Origin of the sequence: Curtobacterium sp. KBS0715 (assembly GCF_005938005.2) — a bacterium.
Classification (GTDB): Bacteria; Actinomycetota; Actinomycetes; order Actinomycetales; family Microbacteriaceae; genus Curtobacterium; species Curtobacterium flaccumfaciens.
This window is the reverse complement of record NZ_VCCA02000001.1, coordinates 2,812,728-2,835,222: the sequence shown is the minus strand read 5'-3', so window position 1 is coordinate 2,835,222 and position 22,495 is coordinate 2,812,728. Positions and strand designations below refer to the sequence as shown.

The window sequence follows — 22,495 nt, the reverse complement described above, 5'->3', positions numbered from 1 at the left end:
GCGAGCTCGCACGGAGTGCACAACCTCGCACCGTTCCCGCGCCCCTCGCACGGTGCGAGGTCTGCGCGGTGCGAGGGGCGCGGGAACCGGGCGCCGGTGCGAGCAGGCGCCGGAGCGGTCACGACTCACCGTGCGCCGACGCTCGAGTGGTCACGAACTGTCGGGAGCCGCGTCGCCAGTCGACAGTTCGTGACCGCTCGACGCACACACCGCGGGGTGTTGTGACCAGCCGCCGACCAGCAGCCGACCAGCAGCCGACCATCCGCCGACCAGCAACTGACCAGCAGCCGACCAGCAGCCAACCAGCGCCAGCGCCGCGCGCTACTCGGAACCGGGGTCGGACGCACCCATCCCGGTCAGCAGCGCCCGGAACGAGTCAAGCCGCTCGACGCCGGTCGGCCCCAGCTCCCCGTCCTGCACCCGGTCGACAATCTCCCAGTCGTGCGCCTGCGCCAGCGGGATGCCGTCCCGCGCGGGCAGCACCGGCACGGCGTGCGACGCGAACGCCCGGAAGACGTTCGCGGGGTCGACGTGCCCCAGGCCGAACGACCGCACACCCGGCGTGTCGATGATCCACCCGCCGTCGCGGACCCGCAGCGCGATCGACGACGACGACGTGTGCCGCCCGCGACCGGTCACGGAGTTCACGACGCCGATCGCGCGCGTCGACCCGGTCAGGGCGTTCACCAGGGTCGACTTGCCCACACCGGAGTGCCCGACGGTCACGGTCACCTTGTCGTCGAGCAGCTCGTGCAGCGCCTCGAACGGGACGTCGTCCGATCGGCTCGTCACGATCCGAAGGTCCAGGCACGCGAAGTGCGCCAGGAACGCAGCGGGGTCGGCGAGGTCGGTCTTCGTGATGCAGAGGATCGGGTCGAGACCGGCGTCGAACGCGGCCACCAGGTACCGGTCGATCAGGCGGGTGCGCGGCTCGGGGTCGGCGGCGGCCACCACGATGAGCATCTGGTCGGCGTTCGCCACGATGACGCGCTCGACCTCGTCGGAGTCGTCGGCACTCCGCCGCAGCAGTGTGGTGCGCTCGGCGACCTTCACGATGCGTGCCAGCGAGCCGGGATCCCCGGAGACGTCCCCGACGAGCGACACGTGGTCGCCCGTGACGACGGACTTCTTGCCGAGCTCGCGGGCCTTCGTCGCCGTGATGACGTGGTCGTCGATCAGCACGCCGAACCGCCCGCGGTCGACGTTCGTCACCCAGCCGACCGGGGCGTCGTCGTACGTCGGACGGGTCTTCGTGCGCGGCCGGTTGCCCTTCGGGTTCGGGCGCACCCGCACGCTCGACTCGTCGTACTGCCCGTACGGCTCGTCCCCGTCGGAGTCGTCAGCGTCGGTGTCGTCCCACCAGCTCATGCGTCAGTCCCCACTCACCGGTGCAGTGGCCACCGAGGACGCCACGAGCGCCGCCCACAGCTCCGGGAACTGCGGCAGCGTCTTCGCGGTCGACCCGATGTCGTCGACGGCGACGCCGTCGACGACGAGCCCCACGATCGCGCCGGCGGTCGCCATCCGGTGGTCGTCGTACGCGCCCCAGGCGCTGCCGTGGAGTGGCGCCGGCTCGATCCGCAGGCCGTCGTCGAGTTCGTGCACCGCGCCTCCAGACCGGTTGAGGTCCGCCGCCAGCGCGGCCAGGCGGTCCGTCTCGTGCCCCCGCAGGTGACCGATGCCGGTGATCTCGCTCGGGCCGTCCGCCAGCGCGGCCAGCGCGACGAGCGCCGGGGCGAGTTCGCCGCCGCGGCTCAGGTCGAGTTCGAGACCCGGCAAGGAGGCCCCACCCCGGATCCCGACGCCGCCGTCGACGACCAGGTCGTCACCGTCACGGGCCACGCTCGCCCCCCACAGGGGCAGGAGCGTCTCGAGGTCGGCGCCGACCTGCGTCGTCTCGGTGGGCCAGGTGCGGATGCGGACCGTGCCGCCGGCGACGAGCGCGGCGACGGCGAACGGCGCCGCGTTCGACAGGTCGGGCTCGATCGTGACGTCGCGCGCGCCGATCGGGCCGGGGTGCACGACCCACTCGCCGACCGACGGTTCGTCGACGCGGACGCCGCGGGCACGGAGCGCCGCGACGGTCATCTCGATGTGCGGCATGCTCGGCAGACGTTCGCCCACGTGGGTGAGGTGCAGGCCCTCGGCGAAGCGGGGCGCCGACAGCAGCAGCCCGGAGACGAACTGCGAGGACGCCGACGCGTCGATCGTCAGGGCGCCACCGCGGACCGAGCCGGTGCCGGTGAACGAGAACGGCATCGAACCGCCGCCGTCGTCCGTGACGTCCACACCGAGGCCCACGAGTCCCTGCACGATGGCGTGCATCGGCCGCTTGCGGGCGTAGGGGTCACCGTCGACCGTGACGGGTCCGACGGCCAGGGCGGCGAGCGGCGGCAGGAAGCGCATCACGGTGCCGGCCAGTCCGCAGTCCAGGCGGACGTCGCCGTGCATCGGGGCGGGCGTGATCCGGAGGTCCGGGCCGTAGGGGTTCGGGGCGGTGCCGGCCGCCGGCTCGAGCTCCTCGATGCCGACGCCGAGCGCACGGAGGCCCGCGATCATCAGCGCCGAGTCACGGGAGTGCAGCGGGAGCCGGATCGTCGAGGGGCCGTCCGCGAGTGCCGCGAGCACGAGCTCACGGTTCGTCAGCGACTTCGACCCGGGCAGCGCGACGTCGCCGCGCAGCGGCCCCCCTGCGACCGGGGCGATCCAGGGGTCGGCGGGCTGGGCCCCGCTGTGGGAATGCGTCGTGTCTGCCATCGGTTCACCAGGGTACTGAACGCACCGGGAGGATCAGTGGCGACAGCAACACTCGCACGAGAGCGGACCGGCACGGCGACCGTGCTGACCGCGGTGCCGACGACGCTCGGCACGCTCGGCCTAGACTTGGCCGCGATGACGACCGACGAACCGCAGGCAGCTCCGCACCACCTGGTCGACGAGACCGAGGTGCAGCTCGACGCCGTCGAAGACGAGCAGACTGCCCTCGACGACGCAGCCGACGAGCCCGTGGACGCGAAGACCGTCTCCGAGGCGGAGCTGCGGTCCCTGTTCGAGGACCAGGCCCTGCCCTTCATGGACCAGCTCTACGGCGCCGCCATGCGGATGACCCGCAACCCGGCCGACGCGTCGGACCTGGTGCAGGAGACCTTCGTCAAGGCGTTCGCCGCGTTCCGCCAGTTCAAGCAGGGCACGAACCTGAAGGCCTGGCTGTACCGGATCCTCACGAACACGTTCATCAACACGTACCGCAAGAACCAGCGGAACCCGTACCAGGGCACCATCGACGAGCTCGAGGACTGGCAGCTCGGCGGCGCGGAGAGCGTCACCCAGTCGATCTCCGCCCGGTCCGCCGAGGCCGACGCGATCGACCACCTGCCGTCCTCCGCCGTGAAGGACGCCCTGCAGGCCATCCCCGAGGACTTCCGGATGGCCGTGTACTTCGCCGATGTCGAAGGCTTCTCGTACCAGGAGATCGCCGACATCATGAAGACCCCCGTGGGGACGGTCATGAGCCGCCTCCACCGTGGCCGCCGGCTCCTCCGTGGGCTCCTGGCGGACCACGCCCGCGAGACCGGCATCGTCCCGGACGCAGCGTCGACGGCGACGATGCGTGGACGGGGACGAGGCGCGGCACGGACGACGAAGGCAACCGCGGCCACGGGTCGCACCGGACGGAAGGACGCACGATGAGCGGCTGCGACTGCTCGAAGGCGAAGGCCGAGCTCGAGGAGTTCCTGCACGACGAGCTCCGCCACGAGGACGCTGCGGACATCCGCGAGCACATGGACGGGTGCGAGGACTGCCAGACCGAGCACCGCGTGGGCGTCGTGCTCATGGAGACCGTCCGTCGCGCCTGCAAGGAGACCGCTCCCGACCAGCTGCGCAGCGAGATCCTCGCGCGCATCCGGGTGGAGCAGGCGACGCACTGACAGCACGGCTCCGTCGAACGGCCGGGCTTCAGCGTCCTGCCTGGAACGCCCGTGTGATCGCGGCCGCATCGAGGACGCGCTCGTGCACCCGGACCGTGTCCACGTCGCCGGTGTAGACGTAGTCGCCGGCGTTCGGCCAACCGGCCAGTGTCTGGCGTGCTGCCCGCCAGTGACCCGAGTACTGCCGCAGGGTGACGGCGTCGGACCGGGTGCCCTGCAGCTCGCCGTCGACCCAGAGCGCCATCGAGCGAGCCTGGAAGGTGGCGACCGCGTGGTGCCAGGCTCCGTCGGTGACCGTGGAGGCCGACCCGAGCGTGAACTTGAACTGCGACCCGGAGCCCTCGACGCCGAAGCGCAGGACTCCGTCGGCGCCGATGTAGAGGTGCCGATCGCGGTACTGGGACGCCGCCGAGCGGTCCGAGCCGAAGCCGAACACCCGCCCACCGCCGGTGTCCTGGGTGCGGAACCAGACCTCGATCGTGAAGGCGTTCGGTGCGTTGACCGCGGTGTCGGTGACCGCCCACCCCTCGGCCCCGTCCTCGGTCCAGAACGTCGCGTAGGGGTTCGTCGCGCAGTCCGCATCGACCCGGGCGGCAGCGGCGGGCGTGAAGGCCCCGTCGGCGCCGGACCCGCTCGAGTCGACGACCCGTGGCCCGTTCTTCTCGGCGAAGTCCCACGCGAGTGACGTGCCCGGCGCCGGCTGGTGGAAGCACCCGAAGCCACCGGTGCCGAGCGCCGAGGCGGTCCCGGTCGAGCCGCTGAACCCGGCGCCCGCGCCAGCTCCGGCTCCTGCTCCGGCGAGCAGGGTGAGGGTGATGGCCGCTGCCGTGAACACCGCGACCGGCACGGTGGTCGACGTCGGAGCGGTGACGGTCGCCGTCCGGGGCTCCGCGACGACGGGTGAGCGAAGGTCACGGCGTGGCGTGCCGCAGGTGTGGCACGGGCGTCCGGCGACGATGTCCCGATCGGCCCGCCCGGCGACGACGAGCACGGCGGTGACGACGCCGGCCAGCAGCAGGGACGTCCAGTCGCCCCCGCGGATCCAGACGCCCGGCAGCCCGATCCACGGGAACCGCAGCACCCCGACACCGAGGACCGCCGCGGGTTCGACGGCCGTGCGGTCGGCCGTCGGGTTCGCGTCCCCGCGCAGACGCAGGGCCCCGTCCGGTTCGATGCGCTCCAGCCGGTGCAGACGGAGACGATCCCGGTGGTCCGGGTCCTCGACGAGCAGCACCCGTCCGGCTTCGAGGTCGTCCGGGTCGACGGGCATCGCGGCGACGACGTCCCCGGTCCGGATGCCGGGGGCCATCGAGTCGGAGACGACCGTCGTGACGTGCCACTCGAACGCCGCGGGGAGCGACGCCCACAGTGCGAGCAGCAGCACCGACCAGAGGACCGTCCGCGCCGAGACCGCGAGGAGCAGCCGGGGCAGGTCGCCGACGCAGCGGGCGTGACGGCGGGTGGCGACGTTCGGCATCGGCTGCTCCTCGGGTCGGGCGGGTCGGGCGGGACGGGCGGGTCGGGTGGGACGGATCGGGACGGGGATCAGTCGGTCTGCGCTTCCCACACGAACGAGGTGCCGGCTTCGGACGACTGCACGGTGTTCGGGGCGCCATCGCTCAGGTCGTAGCTGACGCGGTAGGTCGTGCTCGCCGTACCCGTCGCCGGCTTCCACGCGTCGACGCCGGTGCCGAAGGACTCGGACTCCATGAGGCCGGCGAGCGTCCCGTCGTGCACGGTCGTCGTCGCGGTGAACGTGCTGCAGTCGTCGGGGGTGCCGAGGCTGCCGCGCTCGACCGTCAGCCCGACGTGCTCGGCGAGTGCGTCGTCGTCGGCCGCGTTGGCGGTGAAGAGCTTCACGGTCGAGGCGTTGGTGGTGTTCGCCGTCACGGTGATGCAGTTCGATCCGGCGGACCCGGGCACCAGGTCGTCGACGTCGAACATCGCGACGCCCTGGTCGTCGTCGGTGAGGGAGACGGCACCGGTGCGCCAGCTGTTCGCGGCGTTGTCGGTGCTGCTCGAGAAGGCGGCGTACGAGGCCGTGGCGATGAGTGCGCCGCTGGCGACGACGGCGAGCGGGAAGGCGATCCAGGCGGCGGTGCGGCCGTGGCGGGAGGTGATGTGCATGGCTGTCCTGTCGGTCGGTTCACCCGGCGGGTGATATGACAGCAGAGTATATGAATATCAGTTGTTATGGAAGCCCGTCGCAACACGACCGACGGCCCGGGTAGGTTGGCCGACATGACCCTCTCCGTCGAGTCGACCACCACCTGGTCCGACACGGACGTCGCCGACGTCGCCGCCCTCGTCCGCCTGCTCGGTCACGACGTCGACGACGCGTCGATGCGCGCCCGCCTCGACCGGCTCACCCCCGAAGCCGGGCACCGCACCTGGGTGGTCCGGGGGGACGACGGACGGGTCGTCGCCGTCGCCGGCGCGCAGGTCACGTGGGCGTACGCCAGCGACGAGCCGACGGCGCAGCTGCTGCTGCTGGTCGTCGACGACACGGCCAGGAGGCTCGGCACCGGTTCGGCGCTCATCGGCACGTTCGAAGCATGGGCGGTCGAGCAGGGCGCGCGTCGCCTCAGTGCCGTCAGTGCGGCCGCGACGGACAGCGCGCACCGCTTCTACCAGAAGCGCGGGTACCACGACGCCGGGGTGCGGTACACGAAGATCGCGTAGCGCCGCCGCCTTCCCCACGAACGAGGAAGCGCCCTGTGCGGGAGTCCCTCGGACTCCCGCACAGGGCGCTTCCTCGTGGCTAGGCCGACGCGCTCAACGCGGTGCTGATGACCTCGGCGGCCTCCTGTGCGGAGCGCTTCGAGGAACCCGTCGCCGGTGCGGCACTCGCCGAGCGGGCCGCCACGGACAACGGGCGGCCGCCCAGGTGCGGCGACAGGTTCATGCAGACGAACGGCCAGGCGCCCTGGTTCTCCGGCTCCTCCTGCGCCCACACGACGTCGGCGTCCGGGTAGCCCGCCAGCACCTCGAGCAGGCGGTCGAGGGGGAGCGGGGCGAGCTGCTCGAGCCGGACGAGTGCGACGTCGGTGATGCCACGCTTGTCGACCTCGGCACGCAGGTCGTGGTGCACCTTGCCGGAGTGCAGCACGACGCGGCGCACGGCACCCTTGTCGGTGATCCGCCCGTCGTCGAGCACGGGCTCGAACGTGCCCGTCGTGAAGTCCTCGACCGCGCTCGTCGCCTGACGGAGCCGGAGCATCGCCTTCGGGGAGAACACGACGAGCGGCTTCTGCGGCCGGGCCCAGGCCTGACGGCGGAGCAGGTGGAAGTACGACGCCGGGGTCGACGGGCGCGCCACGATCATGTTGTCCTCGGCGCACAGCTGCAGGTAGCGCTCGATGCGTGCCGACGAGTGGTCCGGCCCCTGGCCCTCGTACCCGTGCGGCAGCAGCAGGACGAGGCCGGAGCGCTGACCCCACTTCTGCTCGGCGGACGAGATGAACTCGTCGATGACGATCTGGGCGCCGTTCGCGAAGTCGCCGAACTGTGCCTCCCAGAGCACGAGGGACTCGGGGCGCTCCACCGAGTAGCCGTACTCGAACGCCATCGCCGCGTACTCGCTCAGCAGGGAGTCGTACACGTAGAACCGGGCCTGGTCCTCGGTGAGGTTCGACAGCGGCAGCCATTCCTGGCCGTTCACCCGGTCGTGGAACACCGACTGGCGCTGGACGAACGTGCCGCGTCGGGCGTCCTGTCCGGCGAGGCGGACGGGCTTGCCCTCGACCAGGATCGACCCGATCGCCATGAGCTCGGCCATCGCCCAGTCGATGCCGCCGTTGCGCGTCATCTCGGTGCGCTTGGTCAGCAGCTGCTGCAGCTTCGGGTGGATGGAGAACCCGGCGGGCGGGTTGCTGTGTGCGTCGCCGATCGCCCGGACGAGTTCTTCGGACACGGCGGTCTCGTGCACCTCGACCTCGGAGTCGTCGCGCTGCGCGGCCGGGCGTTCGAGCCCCTGCACCGCACCGTCGTCGTCGACCTCGATCACCGGGATGGTGCCGGTCTGTGCCTCGTGCGTCTCGGCGAAGGCGCGTTCCAGGCGGTCCTGGAAGTCGCGGTGCGCCTCGTCGTACTCCTCTTGCGTGATGTCACCGCGGCCGACGAGCGCCTCGGTGTACAGCGTGCGGACGGAGCGCTTCGCCTCGATGAGATTGTACATCAGCGGCTGCGTCATCGAGGGGTCGTCGCCCTCGTTGTGCCCACGACGGCGGTAGCAGATCAGGTCGATCACGACGTCGCGGTGGAACTCCTCGCGGTACGCGAAGGCGAGTTCGGCGACGCGGGCGACGGCCTCGGGGTCGTCACCGTTCACGTGGAAGATCGGTGCCTGGATCGTCTTCGCGACGTCGGTGGAGTACACCGAGCTGCGCGCCGACTCGGGCGGGGTGGTGAACCCGACCTGGTTGTTGATGACGAGGTGGACCGTGCCGCCGGTGCGGTAGCCACGGAGCTGCGACATCTGCAGCGTCTCGACGACCACACCCTGACCGGCCATCGCCGCGTCGCCGTGCACGAGCACGGGGAGCACACCGAAGCTGCCGGGGGCCTCGCGGTCCTGCTTGGCGCGGACGATGCCCTCGAGCACGCCGTCGACGGCTTCGAGGTGGGACGGGTTCGCGGCGATCGTCACCGGGATGCTCGAGCCGTCGGACGTGCGGAACACGCCCTCGGTGCCGACGTGGTACTTCACGTCGCCGGAGCCCTGACCGGACACCGTTCCCGGCAGCGAGGACCCCTCGAACTCACGGAAGATCTGCCCGTAGGTCTTGCCGGCGATGTTCGTCAGCACGTTCAGGCGGCCACGGTGGGCCATGCCGATCGCGACCTCGGCCAGTCCGGCTCCGGCGGCGTGCTGGATCAGGGTGTCGAGGAAGGCGATGGTGGACTCGCCGCCCTCGAGCGAGAAGCGCTTCTGGCCGACGTACTTGGTCTGCAGGAAGGTCTCGAACGCCTCGGCCTCGTTGAGCTTGCCGAGGACCCGGAGCTGCTCTTCCTTCGAGGGCTTCGAGTACGGCACCTCGATGCGCTCCTGCACCCAGCGACGCTGTTCCGGGTCCTGGATGTGCATGTACTCGATGCCGACCGTGCGGCAGTAAGCGTCGCGCAGGATCCCGAGGACGTCGCGCAGTGGTGCCGAGGTGGTGCCGGCGAGCCCACCGGTGACGAACTCGCGGTCGAGGTCCCAGAAGGTCAGCCCGTGGCTCTCGATCTCGAGGTCGGGGTGCGTGCGCTGGCGGTACTCGAGCGGGTCGATGTCGGCCATCAGGTGCCCACGGACGCGGTAGCTGTTGATGAGCTCCTGCACTCGCGCGGTCTTGTTCACCCGGTGTGCCAGGTCGACGTTGATGTCGTTCGCCCACTGGATCGGCTTGTAGGGGATCCGGAGCGCCGCGAAGATGCCGTCGTAGAAGCCGTGCTCGCCGATGAGGCGCTCGTGCACGTGCTTGAGGTACTCGCCCGACCCGGCGCCCTGGATGACGCGGTGGTCGTAGGTGCTCGTCAGGGTGATGGTCTTGCCGATGCCGAGCTCGATCAGGGTCTTCGACGCCGAGCCCTGGAACTGTGCCGGGTACTCCAGGGCACCGGCGCCGATGATCGAGCCCTGCCCCTTCGTCAGACGCGGGACCGAGTGCACGGTGCCGATGCCGCCCGGGTTGGTGAGCGAGATCGTCGTGCCCTGGAAGTCCGCCGGGGTGAGCTTGTTGTCACGGGCACGCTTGACGAGGTCTTCGTAGGCGGAGAGGAACTGCCCGAACGTCAGGGTCTCCGCACGCTTGATGCTCGGCACCAGGAGCGAGCGGGTGCCGTCCTTCTTCGGGACGTCGATCGCGATGCCGAGGTTCACGTGCGCCGGGGCGACGACGAACGGCTTGCCGTCGCGCTCTTCGTAGAAGACGTTCTGGCTCGGGAAGTCCTTGATCGCCTGCACCATCGCCCAGCCGATCAGGTGCGTGAAGGAGATCTTGCCGCCGCGGGCGCGTCGCAGGTGGTTGTTGATGACGATCCGGTTGTCGATCATCAGCTTCGCCGGGATGGTCCGGACGCTCGTGGCGGTCGGGACCGTCAGCGAGGCGTCCATGTTCGACGCCAGCGTCTTCGCCATGCCCCGGAGCGGGGTCGCCACGTCCTCGTGGGTCTCTTCGTGGTCGTCGGCGGCGTCGTTCGCCTCGGCCGGGATCGGCTGCGGTGCCGGCTGGCGCGAGGTGGTCTTCGCCTGGATCGGGCCCGCCTTCGCCTCGCCCGGGGTGTCCCCGGTGGCCGGCTGCTGCGTCGAGGACTGCTGCTGGGTCGGCGCCTGCTGTGCGGGGGCCCCCGTCGGAGCCGGAGCGTCACCGACCTGCGTGCGGTGGTAGCTCTCGAGGACCGGCCACCAGGACTTGTCGACCGACTCCTTGTCCGCGACGAACTGCTCGTAGAGCTCGTCGACGAGCCACTCGTTCGCCCCGAATTCGCCCGCGGTCTCGTCCGTTCCGGTCAGATGGCTCGACACAGCCGATCGCCCACTCTCCGTCGATAGATGCTCGTGTGTGTCGTGCGGAGCAACCCTGCGCCGCACAGGTGCCAAGCCTAGCCGCTCCGACATGTCCGTTCCGTGTCAGCCGCGGCGCGAGTCGGCAGCCCCCGAGCACCCGGTCGGGGCCCTGACGGGAGCCGTACAGTGGAGCGCATGAGGTTCTACGAGACGCGGCCGACGCACGACCTGACCTACTCCGACGTCTTCCTCGTCCCGAGCCGTTCCGGCGTGACGAGCCGCTTCGACGTCGACCTCGCGGCGAACGACGGCAGCGGTGCCACGATCCCGATCGTCAGCGCCAACATGAACTCCGTCACCGGCCCCCGGCTCGCCGCCACCCTGGCCCGCCGCGGCGGTCTCGGCGTGCTGCCGCAGGACATGCACCTGCAGGACCTCGACGCCGCGATCCGCTGGGTGAAGGACCAGCCGGTCGACTTCGACACCGCCTACGACATGGGGGCGCAGACCACCGTCGCCGAGGCCCTCGAGCAGCTCCTGCCGGTGGCCGGCCGTGGTGTGGTCGTCCGCGACGCCGACGGGGAGTACCTGGGCTGCGTGCCCGCGACCCGCCTCGGCACCGCCGGCCCCGACGCCGTCCTCGGCGACCTGCTGCACGGCGCCTCGACCGCGATCGACGCCGAGGACGCCGGCACGCCCCGGCACGTGTACGACGTGCTCTCGGCCGCCGAGGTCGACTTCGCGCCGGTGATGCGGCACGGCCGGGTCGTCGGTACCACGAGCCAGACGAGCGCGATCCGCTCCGACATCTACACGCCCGCCGTCGACGGTTCCGGCCGGCTCCGGGTCGCCGCCGCGCTCGGCATCAACGGCGACGTCGCCGCCAAGGCGAAGGCACTGGCAGCCGCGGGCGTGGACGTCCTGGTCCTCGACACCGCGCACGGCCACCAGGACGGCATGCTCCGTGCACTCCGCACCGTCGCGTCGCTGCAGCTCGGCATCCCGCTCGTCGCCGGCAACGTCGTCACCGCCGACGCCGTCGCGCACCTGGTCGGGGCCGGAGCGGACATCATCAAGGTCGGCGTCGGGCCTGGTGCCATGTGCACGACCCGCATGATGACGGCCGTCGGTCGTCCGCAGTTCTCCGCCGTGCTCGAGACCGCCGCGGCGGCACGCTCGCTCGGCGCGCACGTCTGGGCGGACGGCGGGGTGCGCTACCCGCGCGACGTCGCCCTCGCGCTGGCAGCCGGGGCGTCCGCCGTCATGATCGGCTCGTGGTTCGCCGGCACGCTCGAGGCCCCCGGCGTCCTGCGTCGCGACGCTGCGGGCAAGGCGTACAAGGAGAGCTGGGGCATGGCCTCGGCCAAGGCCGTGCGCGAGCGGTTCGAGCGGCTCGACCCGTACGAGCGGGCCCGCAAGGCGCTCTTCGCCGAGGGGATCTCGTCGTCGACGATCTACCTCGACCCGGAGCGCCCGAGCGTCGAGGACCTGCTCGACATGATCACCACCGGCGTCCGCAGCTCCGCCACCTACGCGGGCGCGTCGTCCCTCGCCGAGTTCTCCGAGCGTGCGCTGGTCGGCATCCAGTCCGCCGCCGGGTACGAGGAGGGCAAGCCCCTGCCCGTCAGCTGGTAGCGCGGACGGGGCGCGCGTCGCCCTGGTCGCGACCACGAACGGACGGGAGGCCCGTGGCGGTGTCGCCACGGGCCTCCCGTCCGTCTACCGGCGTCGGGTCGCGTCCTCGACCTCGCCCACCAGTTCTTCGAGGATGTCCTCGAGGAACAGCACGCCTATCGTGCGGCCGTCCGCGTCGAAGGCGCGGGCCACGTGGCGCCCGGCGGCCCGCATGGTCGCGAGCGCGTCCTCGAGGTCCATCTCGGTGTAGAGCGAGATGAGCTGGCGGATGCGCTTCGGCGGCACCGGATCGTCGAACTCGTCCGGCCGCAGGTCGATGACGTCCTTCACGTGCACGTATCCCGTGGGGGAGCCGTCCTCGCCGACGAGCACGTAGCGGGAGAACCCGCGCTGCGCCACGGCGTGCTCGACGTCGGCCGGGGTGGCGTCGTCGGGCAGGGTGACGAGCTCGGCCATCGGCACGGCGACGTCACGGACCTTCTTCTCGGTGAACTCGAACGCCAGGGCGAGCTTGCCGTCGTCGGTCAGGGTGCCCTCGCGGCGGGACTGCTCCACGATGGTCTGCACCTCTTCCACCGTGAAGGCGCTCACCGCTTCGTCCTTGGGCTCGACGCGGAACAGCCGCAGCACGGCGTTCGCGACCTCGTTCAGGCCGACGATGACCCAGTGCAGGCCGTGACCGATGTACCAGAGCGTCGGCACCAGCAGCAGCGCGGCGCGGTCCGGCATCGAGAACGAGATGTTCTTCGGGACCATCTCGCCGAACACCACGTGCAGGAACGACACGAGCAGCAGCGTGAACACGAAGGCCACGGTGCCGATCACCTCGGCGCTCCAGCCGGTCAGGTGCAGCGGGACCTCGAGCAGGTGGTGGATCGCCGGCTCGGACACGTTCAGGATGAGCAGCGAGCAGACCGTGATGCCGAGCTGGGTCGTCGCGAGCATGCGGGTGGCGTGCTCCATCGCCCACAGCGTCATCTGCGCGGCCTTCGAGCCCTCTTCGGCGCGGGGCTCGATCTGCGAGCGGCGTGCGGAGATGACCGCGAACTCCGCCGCGACGAAGTACGCGTTGCCCATCAACAGGACGACGAGCCAGAAGATGCCCCACCAATCGGAGCTCATCGGGTGCTGCCCTTCGTCGTGGTGGCCGCGGCCTTCGTGGTGGTCGGGGTGCTCTTGGTGGACGGGATGATGATGGCGGTCGCCGCCGTGTCGGTCGACGGGCGCGTCGGGGTCCAGCGGATGCGGTCGATCCGACGGCCGTCCAGCCGCTCGACCCGGAAGACGCCGCCGTCCAGGGGCACCTCGTCGCCGACGACGGGCAGACGGCCCAGCGTCGACATGACGAACCCGCCGACGGTCTCGTACGGGCCCTCCTCGGGCACCTTCACGCCGGCGCGGTCCTCGAGCTCGTCGGGACGCAGCAGACCGGGAAAGGTCAGCCAGTCACGTGAGCGGACCACGTCGATGCGGGCGCGGTCGTGCTCGTCGGAGACCTCGCCGACGATCTCCTCGATCAGGTCCTCGAGCGTGACGACCCCGGCGGTGCCGCCGTACTCGTCGACGACGATGACCATCTGGTAGCCGCGACCGCGGACCTCGGCGAGCAGGGTGTCGCCGGGCATGGTCTCCGGCACGCGTTCGGCGTCGGTCATGAGGGCCCCGACGGGGACCTCCGGACGCTTCTCACGCGGCACGGCGACCGCCTGCTTGACGTGCACGATGCCGACGACGTCGTCCGCGTCCTCCTCGATGACGGGGAAGCGGCTGAAGCCGGTCTTGCGGGCGAGGGCGATGACGTCCTCGGCGGACTCGGACACGCGGATGGTGGAGAGCCTCGGGCGCGGGGTCATCACGTCGCTGGCGCTCAGCTCGGAGAACGAGATGGTGCGCTCGAGGAGCGTCGCGGTGTCCTGTTCGAGCGAGCCCTCGGAGGCCGAGCGGCGCAGCAGCGAGGTGAGTTCCTCGGCGCTGCGGGCACCGGAGAGTTCCTCCTGCGGCTCGATGCCCAGCGACCGGAGCACGGCGTTCGCGGTGCCGTTCAGCAGCGCGACGGCGGGCTTGAAGACCGTCGTGAACGCGATCTGCAGCGGGACCACGAGCCTGGCGGTCTGCAGGGGCAGCGCGAGCGCGAAGTTCTTCGGCACCAGTTCGCCGAGGATCATCGACAGCAGGGTCGCGATGACGAGCGCCACGATCGAGCCGACGGTCTCGACGATGCCCTCTGGCAGGTTCATCGCCAGGAACGGCGCCTCGAGCAGCTTCGCGATCGAGGGTTCGAGCAGGTAGCCGGTCAGCAGCGTGGTCAGCGTGATGCCCAGTTGTGCGCTGGACAGGTGCGTCGAGGTGACCTTCAGCGCGCCGATGACCGGTGCGAGGCCGGCTTCACCGCGGTCGCGCCGCGCTTCGACGTCGGCGCGGTCGAGGTTGACCAGCGCGAACTCGGACGCGACGAAGACACCCGTGCCGAGGGTCAGCAGGATGCCGCCGATCAGCATGACGATGTCGATCGGACTCATGATTCACCCCCGTTCGCGCACAGGGATGACGTGCAGCTCACCGAGTGAGCGGCGGATGAGTGAGGCGAAGAACTATTCGGGGGATCGTCCACAGTGCTGCCAATCGTACTGCCTGCGCGGTCGCTGAACCGTGAATCCGTACAGAACGGGTCGCGCCTACGCGGTGATCCGCGCGCGGTGGTACTGCTGCGGCTCGTAGTCGACCGGCACGCGGAGTTCGACGGCGGCACGGAGCGCGAACGACGGGTCGCGGAGCATCTCGCGACCGATCATCACGACGTCGGCCAGGCCGGTCGCGACGATCTGCTCGGCCTGGAACGCCTCGGAGATCATGCCCACGGCGATCGTCGGGATGCCGGCGTCGCGCTTGATCGCCGCCGCGTGCGGCACCTGGTAGCCGGGGCCGACCGGGATCGGCGCGCTCGCGACGTTGCCGCCGGTCGACACGTCGGCCAGGTCGGCACCGTGCTCCGCGGCCCAGCGGGCGACGACGGTGGTCTCGTCGAGCGTGAGCCCGCCGTCCACCCAGTCGGTGGCCGAGAAGCGGACGACGATCGGGAAGCCCTCGCCGACCTCAGCGCGCACGGCGTCGACGACCTCGAGCAGCGCGCGGGCACGGTTCTCGAGCGAGCCGCCGTACTGGTCGGTGCGCTGGTTGCTCAGCGGCGAGAGGAACTGGTGCAGCAGGTAGCCGTGGGCCGCGTGGATCTCGACCAGGTCGAACCCGGCCTCCACCGCGCGCCGGGCGGACTGCGCGAAGGCGAGGGCGACGACGCGGATGTCCTCGACCGCGAGTTCACGCGGGACGTCGTAGCCGTCGAAGGCGACGGCCGACGGAGCGACCGTGGTCCAGCCGCCCTGGTCGGCGGGGACGGTGCCGTGCGTGGTGTCCCAGGGGCGGTAGGTCGACGCCTTGCGGCCGGCGTGCGCGAGCTGGATGCCCGCTGCGGCGCCCTGCTCGTGCAGGAAGTCGACGATCGGCTTGAACGCGTCGCGCTGCTGGTCGTTCCACAGCCCGAGGTCCTGCGGGGTGATCCGTCCCTCGGGCACGACGCCCGTCGCCTCGACCACGACCGCGCCGGCGCCGCCCTTGGCGAACCCGCCCAGGTGCACGAGGTGCCACGGCGTCGGGACGCCGTCCTGCTGGTCCACCGAGTACTGGCACATCGGGGAGACCCAGATGCGGTTGCGGACGGTCAGGTCACGGACGGTGATCGGGTCGAACAGGGCGTGCGTCACGCGGGCTCCTCAGAGGACGGGTGCCGGCGCCTCGGCCAGTTCCGTCAGGAACGACCGCAGCGACGCCGGCGACGTGTAGTGGTGGCCGACCGCCCCGATCGCTTCCGCACCGGTGGCGTTCTCGGCCCTGTTGTCCACGAACACCATCTGACCCGGGTCGATTCCCAAGCGCGCACAGGTGTCGCGGTAGATGGATGCCGCGGGCTTCAGGACGTGCTCCTCGGCGCTCACCACGACGGTCTCGAACAACGAGCCCATCGGGGAACGGCGGTACGGGTCGCCGAAGTCGAAGCCCGCGTTCGAGAGCAGGGCGACACGGGTGCCGGCGTCGTGCAGCTCCTCGACGATGTCGAGGGTCTCCGGCTCGACCTCGAACCACCCGGTGAAGTCGATCGCCCAGAACCGGTGGATCTCCGAGATGCTCCAGGTCCGTCCGGTCCGTTCCGCGATCGCACGCCAGTACGCCACGACGGACAGGTCGCCGCGGTCCAGGTCGTGCCGGAGCTCCTGGTACACCGGGAACAGCTCGTCCGCCGGGACCCCGGTGGCGGCCACGAGGGCGTCCCGCGAGGCGTGCGGCGTCCGGCTGATCACCTCGCCGTAGTCGAAGACCACCACGCGACCAGGCAGGAACAGGCTCATGCGCTCCACCGTAACGTGGGGCCGGTGAACGACTTCGTGCCCGTCCGACCGTCCGATGCCGCCGCGTGGGTCACCGCGCCGACGGGGGAGTCCACCAAGTACCGCCGGGGAGTGCTCGGCGTCGCCACCGGCTCCGACCAGTACCCCGGTGCCGCGGTGCTCGGGGTCGACGCCGCCGTGCACACCGGCGTCGGCATGGTCCGGTACGTCGGACCGTCACGCGCCACCGACCACGTGCTGACCCGCCGCCCCGAGGTCGTGTCCGGAGTCGGCCGCGTGCAGGCCTGGCTCGTCGGCTCCGGCATCTCGGCACCGTCGCTCGGTGACCTGGACGCGACGACGGCGTCGGGCTTCTCGCATGCCTCCGACGACGGCGTCCCGGTCGTCGTCGACGCCGGGGCGATCCCGCTCGTCGACCTCGGGCCGCTCGCCGTGCTCACCCCGCACGCCGGCGAGCTCGCATCGTTCCTGGGGGTCGATCGCGCTGAGATCGAGCAGGACCCGGCCGCCGCGGCACTCCGTGCGGCGGAGCAGACCGGCAGCGTCGTGCTGCTCAAGGGGGAGCGGACCCACGTGGTCACCCCGGACGGGTCGGTGCGGCTCGTGGCTGCGTCCGCGACGCCGTGGCTCGCGGCGGCCGGTGCCGGGGACGTGCTGGGCGGGGTGCTCGGGGCTCTCGTCGCCGCGCGGCAGGGCGCCGTCGAGGCCGCCGGGTCCTCGCTCACGCCGGCGGACCTCGCCCACCTGGCCGCGTCGGCCGCCGTGGTGCACGGGCTGGCGGCGCGGCGGGCCTCCGGCGGCGGGCCGTTCCCGATGGCGACGCTCATCGCCGAGCTGCCGGGGGTCGTGCGGGACCTGGTCGTCGACGGGGATGCGCGCGGTTAGTCGTCGACGTGGAACGACGGTGTCGACGTCGTACGACATCGGCTTCGTCGTTCGTTGCAGGCGCGGGGTGACAACAGTGTCGGTGTCGTACGACGTCGGTGGTGTCGCTTGTTGTCGACGCGAGCGTGGGACGGACGGGAGGCCCGTGGCGGCGTCGCCACGGGCCTCTCGTCCGATTGCGGTCACGTCACGGGCGCGACGCGCGTCGCGGACGTCAGCTCGCGGGGGTCGCGTGCACCAGGAACTCGACGGAACCGGCGTCGTCGACCTTGACGAACCCCAGGCTCGGGGCCTGCACGCCGTAGTCCGAGAAGGTGATCGGGACCGAACCGGAGATGTCGACACCGTCGCCGTTCAGGCCGACCTGCAGCTTCGCGGTGACGTCCTTCGTGACGCCGTGCAGGGTGAGCTTCCCCGGAGCCGTCACGGTCGTCGTGTCGGAGCCGCTCGGGACCGCGTCGGCGATCGGCGCGGTGAGTTCGAAGGTGGCCTCGGGGAAGGCCGCGGCGTCCATCGCGGAGTCGCGGAAGTAGGCGTCGCGCTGGTCGGAGTCGGTGGTGATGTCGGCGACCTGCACCGTGATCTTCGCGGCGGTGATGCTCGTGCCGTCGACGGTCGCGGTACCGGAGACGCTGTCGGTGCGGCCGGTGACGGTGACGTCGGAGCCGTTCAGGACCTCGTGGACGCGGTACCCGGCCTCGGAGTCGCCGCCGACCGTCCACTCGCCGGACAGGTCCGTGTCGTCGAGGGTGGAGGCCTGGCGGGTGGCGGCGACGGACGGCGCGGCCGAGGCCTTCGCGTTCTCGGTGCTCGTGTAGACGTTCGTGAAGACCACCGCACCGACGACGCCGAGGACGACGACGGCGGCGATGACGGAGATCCAGATGACGGCCTTGCGGCGCTTGCGCGGGGTGTCGGAGGTCACGAGCTGAACGGTGACACGTCATGCTCGGGAGAGCCTGAGATCGTGACGGCGATCGCCCCCGGTCCGGCCGCTACGCTCGTCCGGTGCAGAGGACCTCGACCCGGTGGCTCGAACTCGCCGGCTTCGTCCTGGCGTTCGTCGCCGTGCACGGGTTCCTGTGGTGGCTGACCCTCGTGTCGGCGAACCTGCCGCTCGGTGACGTGACCATCACCTACAGCCGCTGGATCGAGACCGGGCGGACCGCGGACTTCTGGGTCGGCATCGACGGCGCGTGGGTGTACCCGATCCTGGCGATCGTGCCGATGGCAGCCGCGGCGCTCGGGGGAGTCGAGTCCATCGGTACCGGATGGCTGCTGCTGATGGTGGTGCTCGACGCCGTGGCGTGCGCGTTCCTGTGGCGGTTCCGGGCCCGCGTCGGGTCGTCCGACCGCTTCGGCGTGCACGGCGTGCGGGTCGTCTGGTGGTGGCTGCTGTTCCTGCTCGCGCTCGGGCCGATCGCGCTCGGTCGGATCGACACCGTCGCGACGGTGTTCGCGCTGGTGGGCGTGGCGTTCGTGGCCTCGAGGCCGGCCGTCGCCTCCGCACTCTTCACCGCCGGCGCGTGGACGAAGGTGTGGCCCGCGGCGCTCGTCGCGGTGCTGCTGCTCCTGCGACGCGGACACCGCCGGGGTGTGCTCGCCGGGGCCCTGGTGCTGAGCGCCCTGATCGTGCTCGTCGACGTGCTGTGGGGCGGTGCGCCGTACCTGCTGTCCTTCGTCGGTGAGCAGACCGGCCGTGCGCTGCAGATCGAGTCGCCGCTCGCAACACCCTTCATGTGGGCCGCTGCGTTCGGGGTCCCCGGAGCGGCGGTGTTCTACGACCAGGAGATCCTGACCTTCGAGGTGTCCGGTGCCGGCACGTCCGCCGCCGCCGCGGTGTCGACGCCGCTGATGGCCGTCGTCGTGGTGGCCGGGGTCGCGCTCGCGCTCTGGGCCGCACACCGGGGTGCCCGTCGGGCCGAGCTCGCACCGGTCCTCGCGCTCCTGTTCGTGGCCGCGCTCATCGCGACGAACAAGGTCGGGTCGCCGCAGTACATCGGCTGGTTCGCGGTGCCGATCGTGTGGGGGCTCGCGGCGGGCACCCCGAGTGCGCGTCGGTTCGTGCCCATCGCGGTGCTCGCGCTGCCGATGGCCCTGCTCACGCAGGTGGTCTACCCGGGTTACTACGACCAGTTGCTCGGCGTGCAGCCGTGGATCCTCGTGGTGCTCACGGTGCGGAACGTGCTCGAGGTGGCGATCCTGGTGTGGAGCGTCGTCGTGCTGGTGCGGATGGGGCGCTGCGCGGGGTCCGGACGGTTGTCGGCGCGCTCATCGCCGTCCGTGCGCGACCAGCCAGAGCCGGGCAGGATGGACGCATGATCGTCGCCTTCTCCGTCGCTCCGTCCGGTGGTCCCGCTGCAACGTCCGACGGGTCCGTGCACGAAGCCGTCGCGGCGGCCGTGCGCGTGGTGCGCGAGAGCGGGCTGCCGAACCGCACCTCGTCGATGTTCACCGAGATCGAGGGGGAGTGGGACGAGGTCATGGACGTCGTCAAGCGCGCCACCGAGGCCGTCGGTGCGTACGGCACACGAGTGTCGCTCGTGCTCAAGGCCGACATCCGCCCCGGGCACACCGGCGAGATCGACGGCAAGCTCGAACGGCTCGAGACCGCGCTCGGCGAGTAGCCCGCGGCGGCACGGACGACACGCCGGAGCGGTCCCTCGGATGTCGGTGGTCGGGTGTCTCATGGTCTGCATCGAGCCACATCGGGTGGCCTGCGAGACGACGAGGAGCGCGTGATGATGCACGACGGCTGGTGCCCCGACTGCGACCTGCGAACGGTCGTCATCGACACGGACGAACACGGCGACAACGCCTGGGCGACCTGCGCGGAGTGCGGCACCGGATGGGTGCACCGCGACGAGCTGCCCGAGCAGACCCCGGCACGGACCCGCACGCCGGAGCGCCAGGCGGCCTGATCTCGAGCGGGCTTTCGCTGGTCCGTTGGAGCGGTCTACACTCGACGGACCAGGACATCACGGCCGCCCCGTCCGGTGGGGTGCTGCACCGTCGTCCCGCTCCGCCCGCACGAGAACAGGCCCCATGTCACAGCTCACGCCTGCGCGTCGCACCCTCGCGCTCATCTCGCTCGCCCTCGGCGGGTTCGCCATCGGCTCGACCGAGTTCGTCGCGATGGGGCTGCTGCCGAACATCGCGCAGGCCCTGCTCCCCGAGCAGTACGGCATCGACCCCGACGCCGGGATCGCCCACGCCGGCTGGCTCGTCAGCGCGTACGCCCTCGGGGTCGTCGTCGGTGCGCCGACGATCGCGGCGATGTCCGCCCGGTTCCCGCGCAAGGGCCTGATCCTCGTGCTGCTCGTCGGGTTCGTCGTCGCGACGATCGCGAGCGCGCTGCTGCCCTCGTTCGGTCTGGTGCTCGTCGCCCGCTTCGTCGCGGGTCTGCCGCACGGCGCCTACTTCGGCATCGCGTCGATCGTCGCCGGCGACATGATGGGCCCGGGCAAGCGCGGCAAGGGCATCGCCATGGTGCTGCTCGGCCTGTCGGTGGCGAACGTCGTCGGGGTCCCGGCGATCACGTGGGTCGGACAGGTGGCCGGGTGGCGGGTCGCCTACGGCGTCGTCGCCGCGCTGTTCGCCCTGACGTTCCTGGCCGTCGCGGCCTTCGTGCCGAAGAGCGCCCGCGACGAGCACGCCACGATCGGCCGTGAGCTCCGGGCGTTCCGTGTGCCGCAGGTGTGGATCGTGATGGGCCTCGGCGCCGTCGGGTTCGGCGGGTTCTTCGCGGTGTACTCGTACATCTCGCCGCTCGTGCAGAACGTCACCGGGATGCCCGAGTCGTTCGTGCCGATCGTGCTCGTCGTCGTGGGCATCGGCATGGTCGTCGGCGGGGTGCTCGGCGGACACCTGGCCGACCACAGCGTGAAGCGCACGATCTATGTCGGCATGTTCGCGCTCATCGGCGCCCTGCTCATCACCGTCCTGACGGCGCAGTGGCTCTGGGGCATGCTGCTCGGCGCGTTCCTGCTCGGGGCGACCTCGTCGGCGATCCCGCCGGCGGTGCAGTCGCGCCTGATGGACGTCGCGGGGGATGCCCGCACGATCGCGGCGGCGCTGAACCACTCGGCGTTCAACATCGGCAACTCGATCGGTGCGGCCCTGGGCGGCGCGGTCATCGCCGCCGGCTTCGGGTTCCTCGCACCGGGCTGGCTCGGCATCGGCCTGGCGCTGCTCGGCGTCCTGGTGACGATGGTCAGCTACGCGGTCGAGCGGCGGAGCACCCGTCGTGCCGCGGTCCGCTCCTCGTCACCGTCCACCGGTCCGATCACCGCACCGGTCCCGACGGCCTGACACGCGGGGTGCGCGCACGCACCCACCGGACGGGAGGCCCGTGCCGACGCCGCCACGGGCCTCCCGTCCGTCACGTGGTGCGGCCACCGCACATGGTGAGCAGCAATGGTCGGGTCCCGTGACGGGACCCGACCATTGCTGCTCACGAAGCGGAACGCGCGACGCGTGCTAGAGCCCCAGGGGGCTGCCGTCCTGCACGATGATGCCGTCGGTGATCGCACGCTTCCGGAGCGCCACCTTGGTGCCCACGTCGAAGCCGGCGACGCGGTACTTCTCGCGGATGCGCTTGAGGTAGCTCTTCGCGGTCTCCTCGGAGATGCCGAGCTGGTAGGCGACGCTCTTGACGGGCTCGCCACCGCCGTACAGGGCCATCACGCGACGTTCCTGGGCGCTGAGCTTCGGGACACCGCCGACGTCGCCGCTGTTGATGGCGAGGTCGAGCTCGGCCGAGACGTACTGCTCGCCGCGCTGGGCGGAGCGGATCGCCTCGACGATCATGTCGGCGTCCTCGCTCTTGACGAGGTACCCGAGGGCGCCGGCGCCGAGGGCCTCGCGCACGACGTTCGGCTCCGAGTACGTGCTCATCACGACGGTCTTGACGCCCGCGGTCTTGAGCGTCGAGATCTTCAGCGACACCGGGATGGAGTCCTTGAGGTCCAGGTCCAGCAGCACCACGTCGACCGGGAACGCCGGGCTCGTCAGGAGCTCGGGCCAGGTCGTGACGGCGGCCACCAGGGTGATGTCGTCGGCCGCGTTCCGGATCCACTCCGTGAGCGCGCCGAGGAGCATCCTGTGGTCGTCGACCAGTGCGAGTCGGATCGGTTCCTCTGGAGTCGCCATGCTGG

The 22,495-nt window shown here is 71.2% G+C and carries 20 protein-coding genes; 9 read left to right on the top strand and 11 right to left on the bottom strand.

Going from position 1 to position 22,495, the window contains the following annotated elements:
- Positions 1-321: 321 nt before the first annotated feature.
- Positions 322-1,368 carry a ribosome small subunit-dependent GTPase A gene (gene rsgA, locus FFG40_RS13475; RefSeq protein ID WP_138803642.1) on the bottom strand — a complete coding sequence of 349 codons (1,047 nt, stop codon included), beginning with the start codon at positions 1,366-1,368 and terminating at the stop codon, positions 322-324.
- A 3-nt stretch (positions 1,369-1,371) separates the two neighbouring features.
- A complete protein-coding gene (gene aroA, locus FFG40_RS13470; RefSeq protein ID WP_138803641.1) occupies positions 1,372-2,757 on the bottom strand; it encodes a 3-phosphoshikimate 1-carboxyvinyltransferase in 1,386 nt (461 codons plus the stop codon).
- Positions 2,758-2,838: 81 nt separating this feature from the next.
- Here aroA and FFG40_RS13465 point away from each other — a divergent pair, with 81 nt between their 5' ends.
- Positions 2,839-3,690, top strand: a complete 852-nt coding sequence (locus FFG40_RS13465) for a sigma-70 family RNA polymerase sigma factor (protein ID WP_138804018.1) — start codon at positions 2,839-2,841, stop codon at positions 3,688-3,690.
- The gene (locus FFG40_RS13460) at positions 3,687-3,929 is read left to right on the top strand and encodes a zf-HC2 domain-containing protein (RefSeq protein WP_027465838.1); all 243 of its coding nucleotides are present in this window, start codon (positions 3,687-3,689) and stop codon (positions 3,927-3,929) included. The genes FFG40_RS13465 and FFG40_RS13460 overlap by 4 nt, the downstream gene beginning before the upstream one ends.
- 28 nt (positions 3,930-3,957) lie before the next feature.
- Here the strand turns inward: FFG40_RS13460 and FFG40_RS13455 are convergent, their stop codons facing one another.
- Both FFG40_RS13455 and FFG40_RS13450 read right to left on the bottom strand, forming a co-directional pair.
- On the bottom strand, positions 3,958-5,406 hold the full coding sequence (locus tag FFG40_RS13455) for a LamG-like jellyroll fold domain-containing protein (protein WP_138803640.1): 1,449 nt from the start codon (positions 5,404-5,406) through the stop codon (positions 3,958-3,960).
- A 68-nt stretch (positions 5,407-5,474) separates the two neighbouring features.
- Entirely contained in the window at positions 5,475-6,056 is a 582-nt protein-coding gene (locus tag FFG40_RS13450) for a hypothetical protein (RefSeq protein ID WP_138803639.1), read from the bottom strand.
- A gap of 114 nt (positions 6,057-6,170) precedes the next feature.
- On the opposite strand from FFG40_RS13450, the gene FFG40_RS13445 reads away from it, so the two are divergent.
- On the top strand, positions 6,171-6,611 hold the full coding sequence (locus FFG40_RS13445) for a GNAT family N-acetyltransferase (RefSeq protein ID WP_027465835.1): 441 nt from the start codon (positions 6,171-6,173) through the stop codon (positions 6,609-6,611).
- A 79-nt stretch (positions 6,612-6,690) separates the two neighbouring features.
- Here FFG40_RS13445 and FFG40_RS13440 read toward each other — a convergent pair whose 3' ends face one another.
- Positions 6,691-10,437: a multifunctional oxoglutarate decarboxylase/oxoglutarate dehydrogenase thiamine pyrophosphate-binding subunit/dihydrolipoyllysine-residue succinyltransferase subunit gene (locus FFG40_RS13440; RefSeq protein WP_185974187.1), complete on the bottom strand. Its 3,747-nt coding sequence runs from the start codon at positions 10,435-10,437 to the stop codon at positions 6,691-6,693.
- A 177-nt stretch (positions 10,438-10,614) separates the two neighbouring features.
- Between FFG40_RS13440 and FFG40_RS13435 the strand changes: the two genes are divergently transcribed.
- Entirely contained in the window at positions 10,615-12,054 is a 1,440-nt protein-coding gene (locus FFG40_RS13435) for a GuaB1 family IMP dehydrogenase-related protein (RefSeq protein WP_110864009.1), read from the top strand.
- An 84-nt stretch (positions 12,055-12,138) separates the two neighbouring features.
- Here the strand turns inward: FFG40_RS13435 and FFG40_RS13430 are convergent, their stop codons facing one another.
- The 4 genes from FFG40_RS13430 to FFG40_RS13415 all read right to left on the bottom strand — a co-directional run bounded on the left by FFG40_RS13430 (position 12,139) and on the right by FFG40_RS13415 (position 16,454).
- The gene (locus tag FFG40_RS13430) at positions 12,139-13,176 is read right to left on the bottom strand and encodes a hemolysin family protein (protein WP_027465832.1); all 1,038 of its coding nucleotides are present in this window, start codon (positions 13,174-13,176) and stop codon (positions 12,139-12,141) included.
- Complete coding sequence (locus FFG40_RS13425) at positions 13,173-14,573, bottom strand: hemolysin family protein (RefSeq protein WP_111087819.1); 1,401 nt, start codon at positions 14,571-14,573, stop codon at positions 13,173-13,175. Before FFG40_RS13425 ends, FFG40_RS13430 begins: the two co-directional genes overlap by 4 nt.
- A 156-nt stretch (positions 14,574-14,729) precedes the next feature.
- Complete coding sequence (locus tag FFG40_RS13420; RefSeq protein ID WP_027465830.1) at positions 14,730-15,812, bottom strand: NADH:flavin oxidoreductase/NADH oxidase; 1,083 nt, start codon at positions 15,810-15,812, stop codon at positions 14,730-14,732.
- A 9-nt stretch (positions 15,813-15,821) separates the two neighbouring features.
- On the bottom strand, positions 15,822-16,454 hold the full coding sequence (locus FFG40_RS13415) for an HAD family phosphatase (protein ID WP_138803638.1): 633 nt from the start codon (positions 16,452-16,454) through the stop codon (positions 15,822-15,824).
- Between the two features lie 24 nt (positions 16,455-16,478).
- On the opposite strand from FFG40_RS13415, the gene FFG40_RS13410 reads away from it, so the two are divergent.
- A complete protein-coding gene (locus tag FFG40_RS13410) occupies positions 16,479-17,339 on the top strand; it encodes an ADP/ATP-dependent (S)-NAD(P)H-hydrate dehydratase (RefSeq protein WP_138803637.1) in 861 nt (286 codons plus the stop codon).
- Between the two features lie 214 nt (positions 17,340-17,553).
- On the opposite strand, the gene FFG40_RS13405 is transcribed toward FFG40_RS13410, so the two are convergent.
- Positions 17,554-18,264, bottom strand: a complete 711-nt coding sequence (locus FFG40_RS13405; RefSeq protein ID WP_138803636.1) for a YceI family protein — start codon at positions 18,262-18,264, stop codon at positions 17,554-17,556.
- A gap of 83 nt (positions 18,265-18,347) precedes the next feature.
- Here FFG40_RS13405 and FFG40_RS13400 point away from each other — a divergent pair, with 83 nt between their 5' ends.
- The 4 genes from FFG40_RS13400 to FFG40_RS13385 all read left to right on the top strand — a co-directional run bounded on the left by FFG40_RS13400 (position 18,348) and on the right by FFG40_RS13385 (position 21,650).
- A complete protein-coding gene (locus FFG40_RS13400; protein ID WP_138803635.1) occupies positions 18,348-19,661 on the top strand; it encodes a glycosyltransferase 87 family protein in 1,314 nt (437 codons plus the stop codon).
- Positions 19,658-19,966, top strand: a complete 309-nt coding sequence (locus tag FFG40_RS13395; protein ID WP_138803634.1) for a thiamine-binding protein — start codon at positions 19,658-19,660, stop codon at positions 19,964-19,966. Before FFG40_RS13400 ends, FFG40_RS13395 begins: the two co-directional genes overlap by 4 nt.
- 114 nt (positions 19,967-20,080) lie before the next feature.
- Positions 20,081-20,260 (top strand): hypothetical protein, encoded by a 180-nt coding sequence (locus tag FFG40_RS13390; protein WP_027465825.1) that lies wholly within the window; start codon positions 20,081-20,083, stop codon positions 20,258-20,260.
- Positions 20,261-20,384: 124 nt separating this feature from the next.
- Positions 20,385-21,650: an MFS transporter gene (locus FFG40_RS13385; RefSeq protein WP_071404571.1), complete on the top strand. Its 1,266-nt coding sequence runs from the start codon at positions 20,385-20,387 to the stop codon at positions 21,648-21,650.
- A 168-nt stretch (positions 21,651-21,818) separates the two neighbouring features.
- On the opposite strand, the gene FFG40_RS13380 is transcribed toward FFG40_RS13385, so the two are convergent.
- Positions 21,819-22,490, bottom strand: a complete 672-nt coding sequence (locus FFG40_RS13380) for a response regulator transcription factor (RefSeq protein ID WP_017888182.1) — start codon at positions 22,488-22,490, stop codon at positions 21,819-21,821.
- Between the last annotated feature and the right edge of the window lie 5 nt (positions 22,491-22,495).

Excerpts from the sequence above, each read along its gene's own strand:
- FFG40_RS13415 (WP_138803638.1), bottom strand. The coding sequence starts at position 16,454 with ATGAGCCTGTTCCTGCCTGGTCGCGTGGTGGTCTTCGACTACGGCGAG.
- FFG40_RS13390 (WP_027465825.1), top strand. The coding sequence starts at position 20,081 with ATGATGCACGACGGCTGGTGCCCCGACTGCGACCTGCGAACGGTCGTC.
- FFG40_RS13460 (WP_027465838.1), top strand. The coding sequence starts at position 3,687 with ATGAGCGGCTGCGACTGCTCGAAGGCGAAGGCCGAGCTCGAGGAGTTC.
- aroA (WP_138803641.1), bottom strand. The coding sequence starts at position 2,757 with ATGGCAGACACGACGCATTCCCACAGCGGGGCCCAGCCCGCCGACCCC.
- FFG40_RS13435 (WP_110864009.1), top strand. The coding sequence starts at position 10,615 with ATGAGGTTCTACGAGACGCGGCCGACGCACGACCTGACCTACTCCGAC.
- FFG40_RS13385 (WP_071404571.1), top strand. The coding sequence starts at position 20,385 with ATGTCACAGCTCACGCCTGCGCGTCGCACCCTCGCGCTCATCTCGCTC.
- FFG40_RS13450 (WP_138803639.1), bottom strand. The coding sequence starts at position 6,056 with ATGCACATCACCTCCCGCCACGGCCGCACCGCCGCCTGGATCGCCTTC.
- rsgA (WP_138803642.1), bottom strand. The coding sequence starts at position 1,368 with ATGAGCTGGTGGGACGACACCGACGCTGACGACTCCGACGGGGACGAG.
- FFG40_RS13430 (WP_027465832.1), bottom strand. The coding sequence starts at position 13,176 with ATGAGCTCCGATTGGTGGGGCATCTTCTGGCTCGTCGTCCTGTTGATG.
- FFG40_RS13425 (WP_111087819.1), bottom strand. The coding sequence starts at position 14,573 with ATGAGTCCGATCGACATCGTCATGCTGATCGGCGGCATCCTGCTGACC.
- FFG40_RS13445 (WP_027465835.1), top strand. The coding sequence starts at position 6,171 with ATGACCCTCTCCGTCGAGTCGACCACCACCTGGTCCGACACGGACGTC.
- FFG40_RS13455 (WP_138803640.1), bottom strand. The coding sequence starts at position 5,406 with ATGCCGAACGTCGCCACCCGCCGTCACGCCCGCTGCGTCGGCGACCTG.
- FFG40_RS13395 (WP_138803634.1), top strand. The coding sequence starts at position 19,658 with ATGATCGTCGCCTTCTCCGTCGCTCCGTCCGGTGGTCCCGCTGCAACG.
- FFG40_RS13380 (WP_017888182.1), bottom strand. The coding sequence starts at position 22,490 with ATGGCGACTCCAGAGGAACCGATCCGACTCGCACTGGTCGACGACCAC.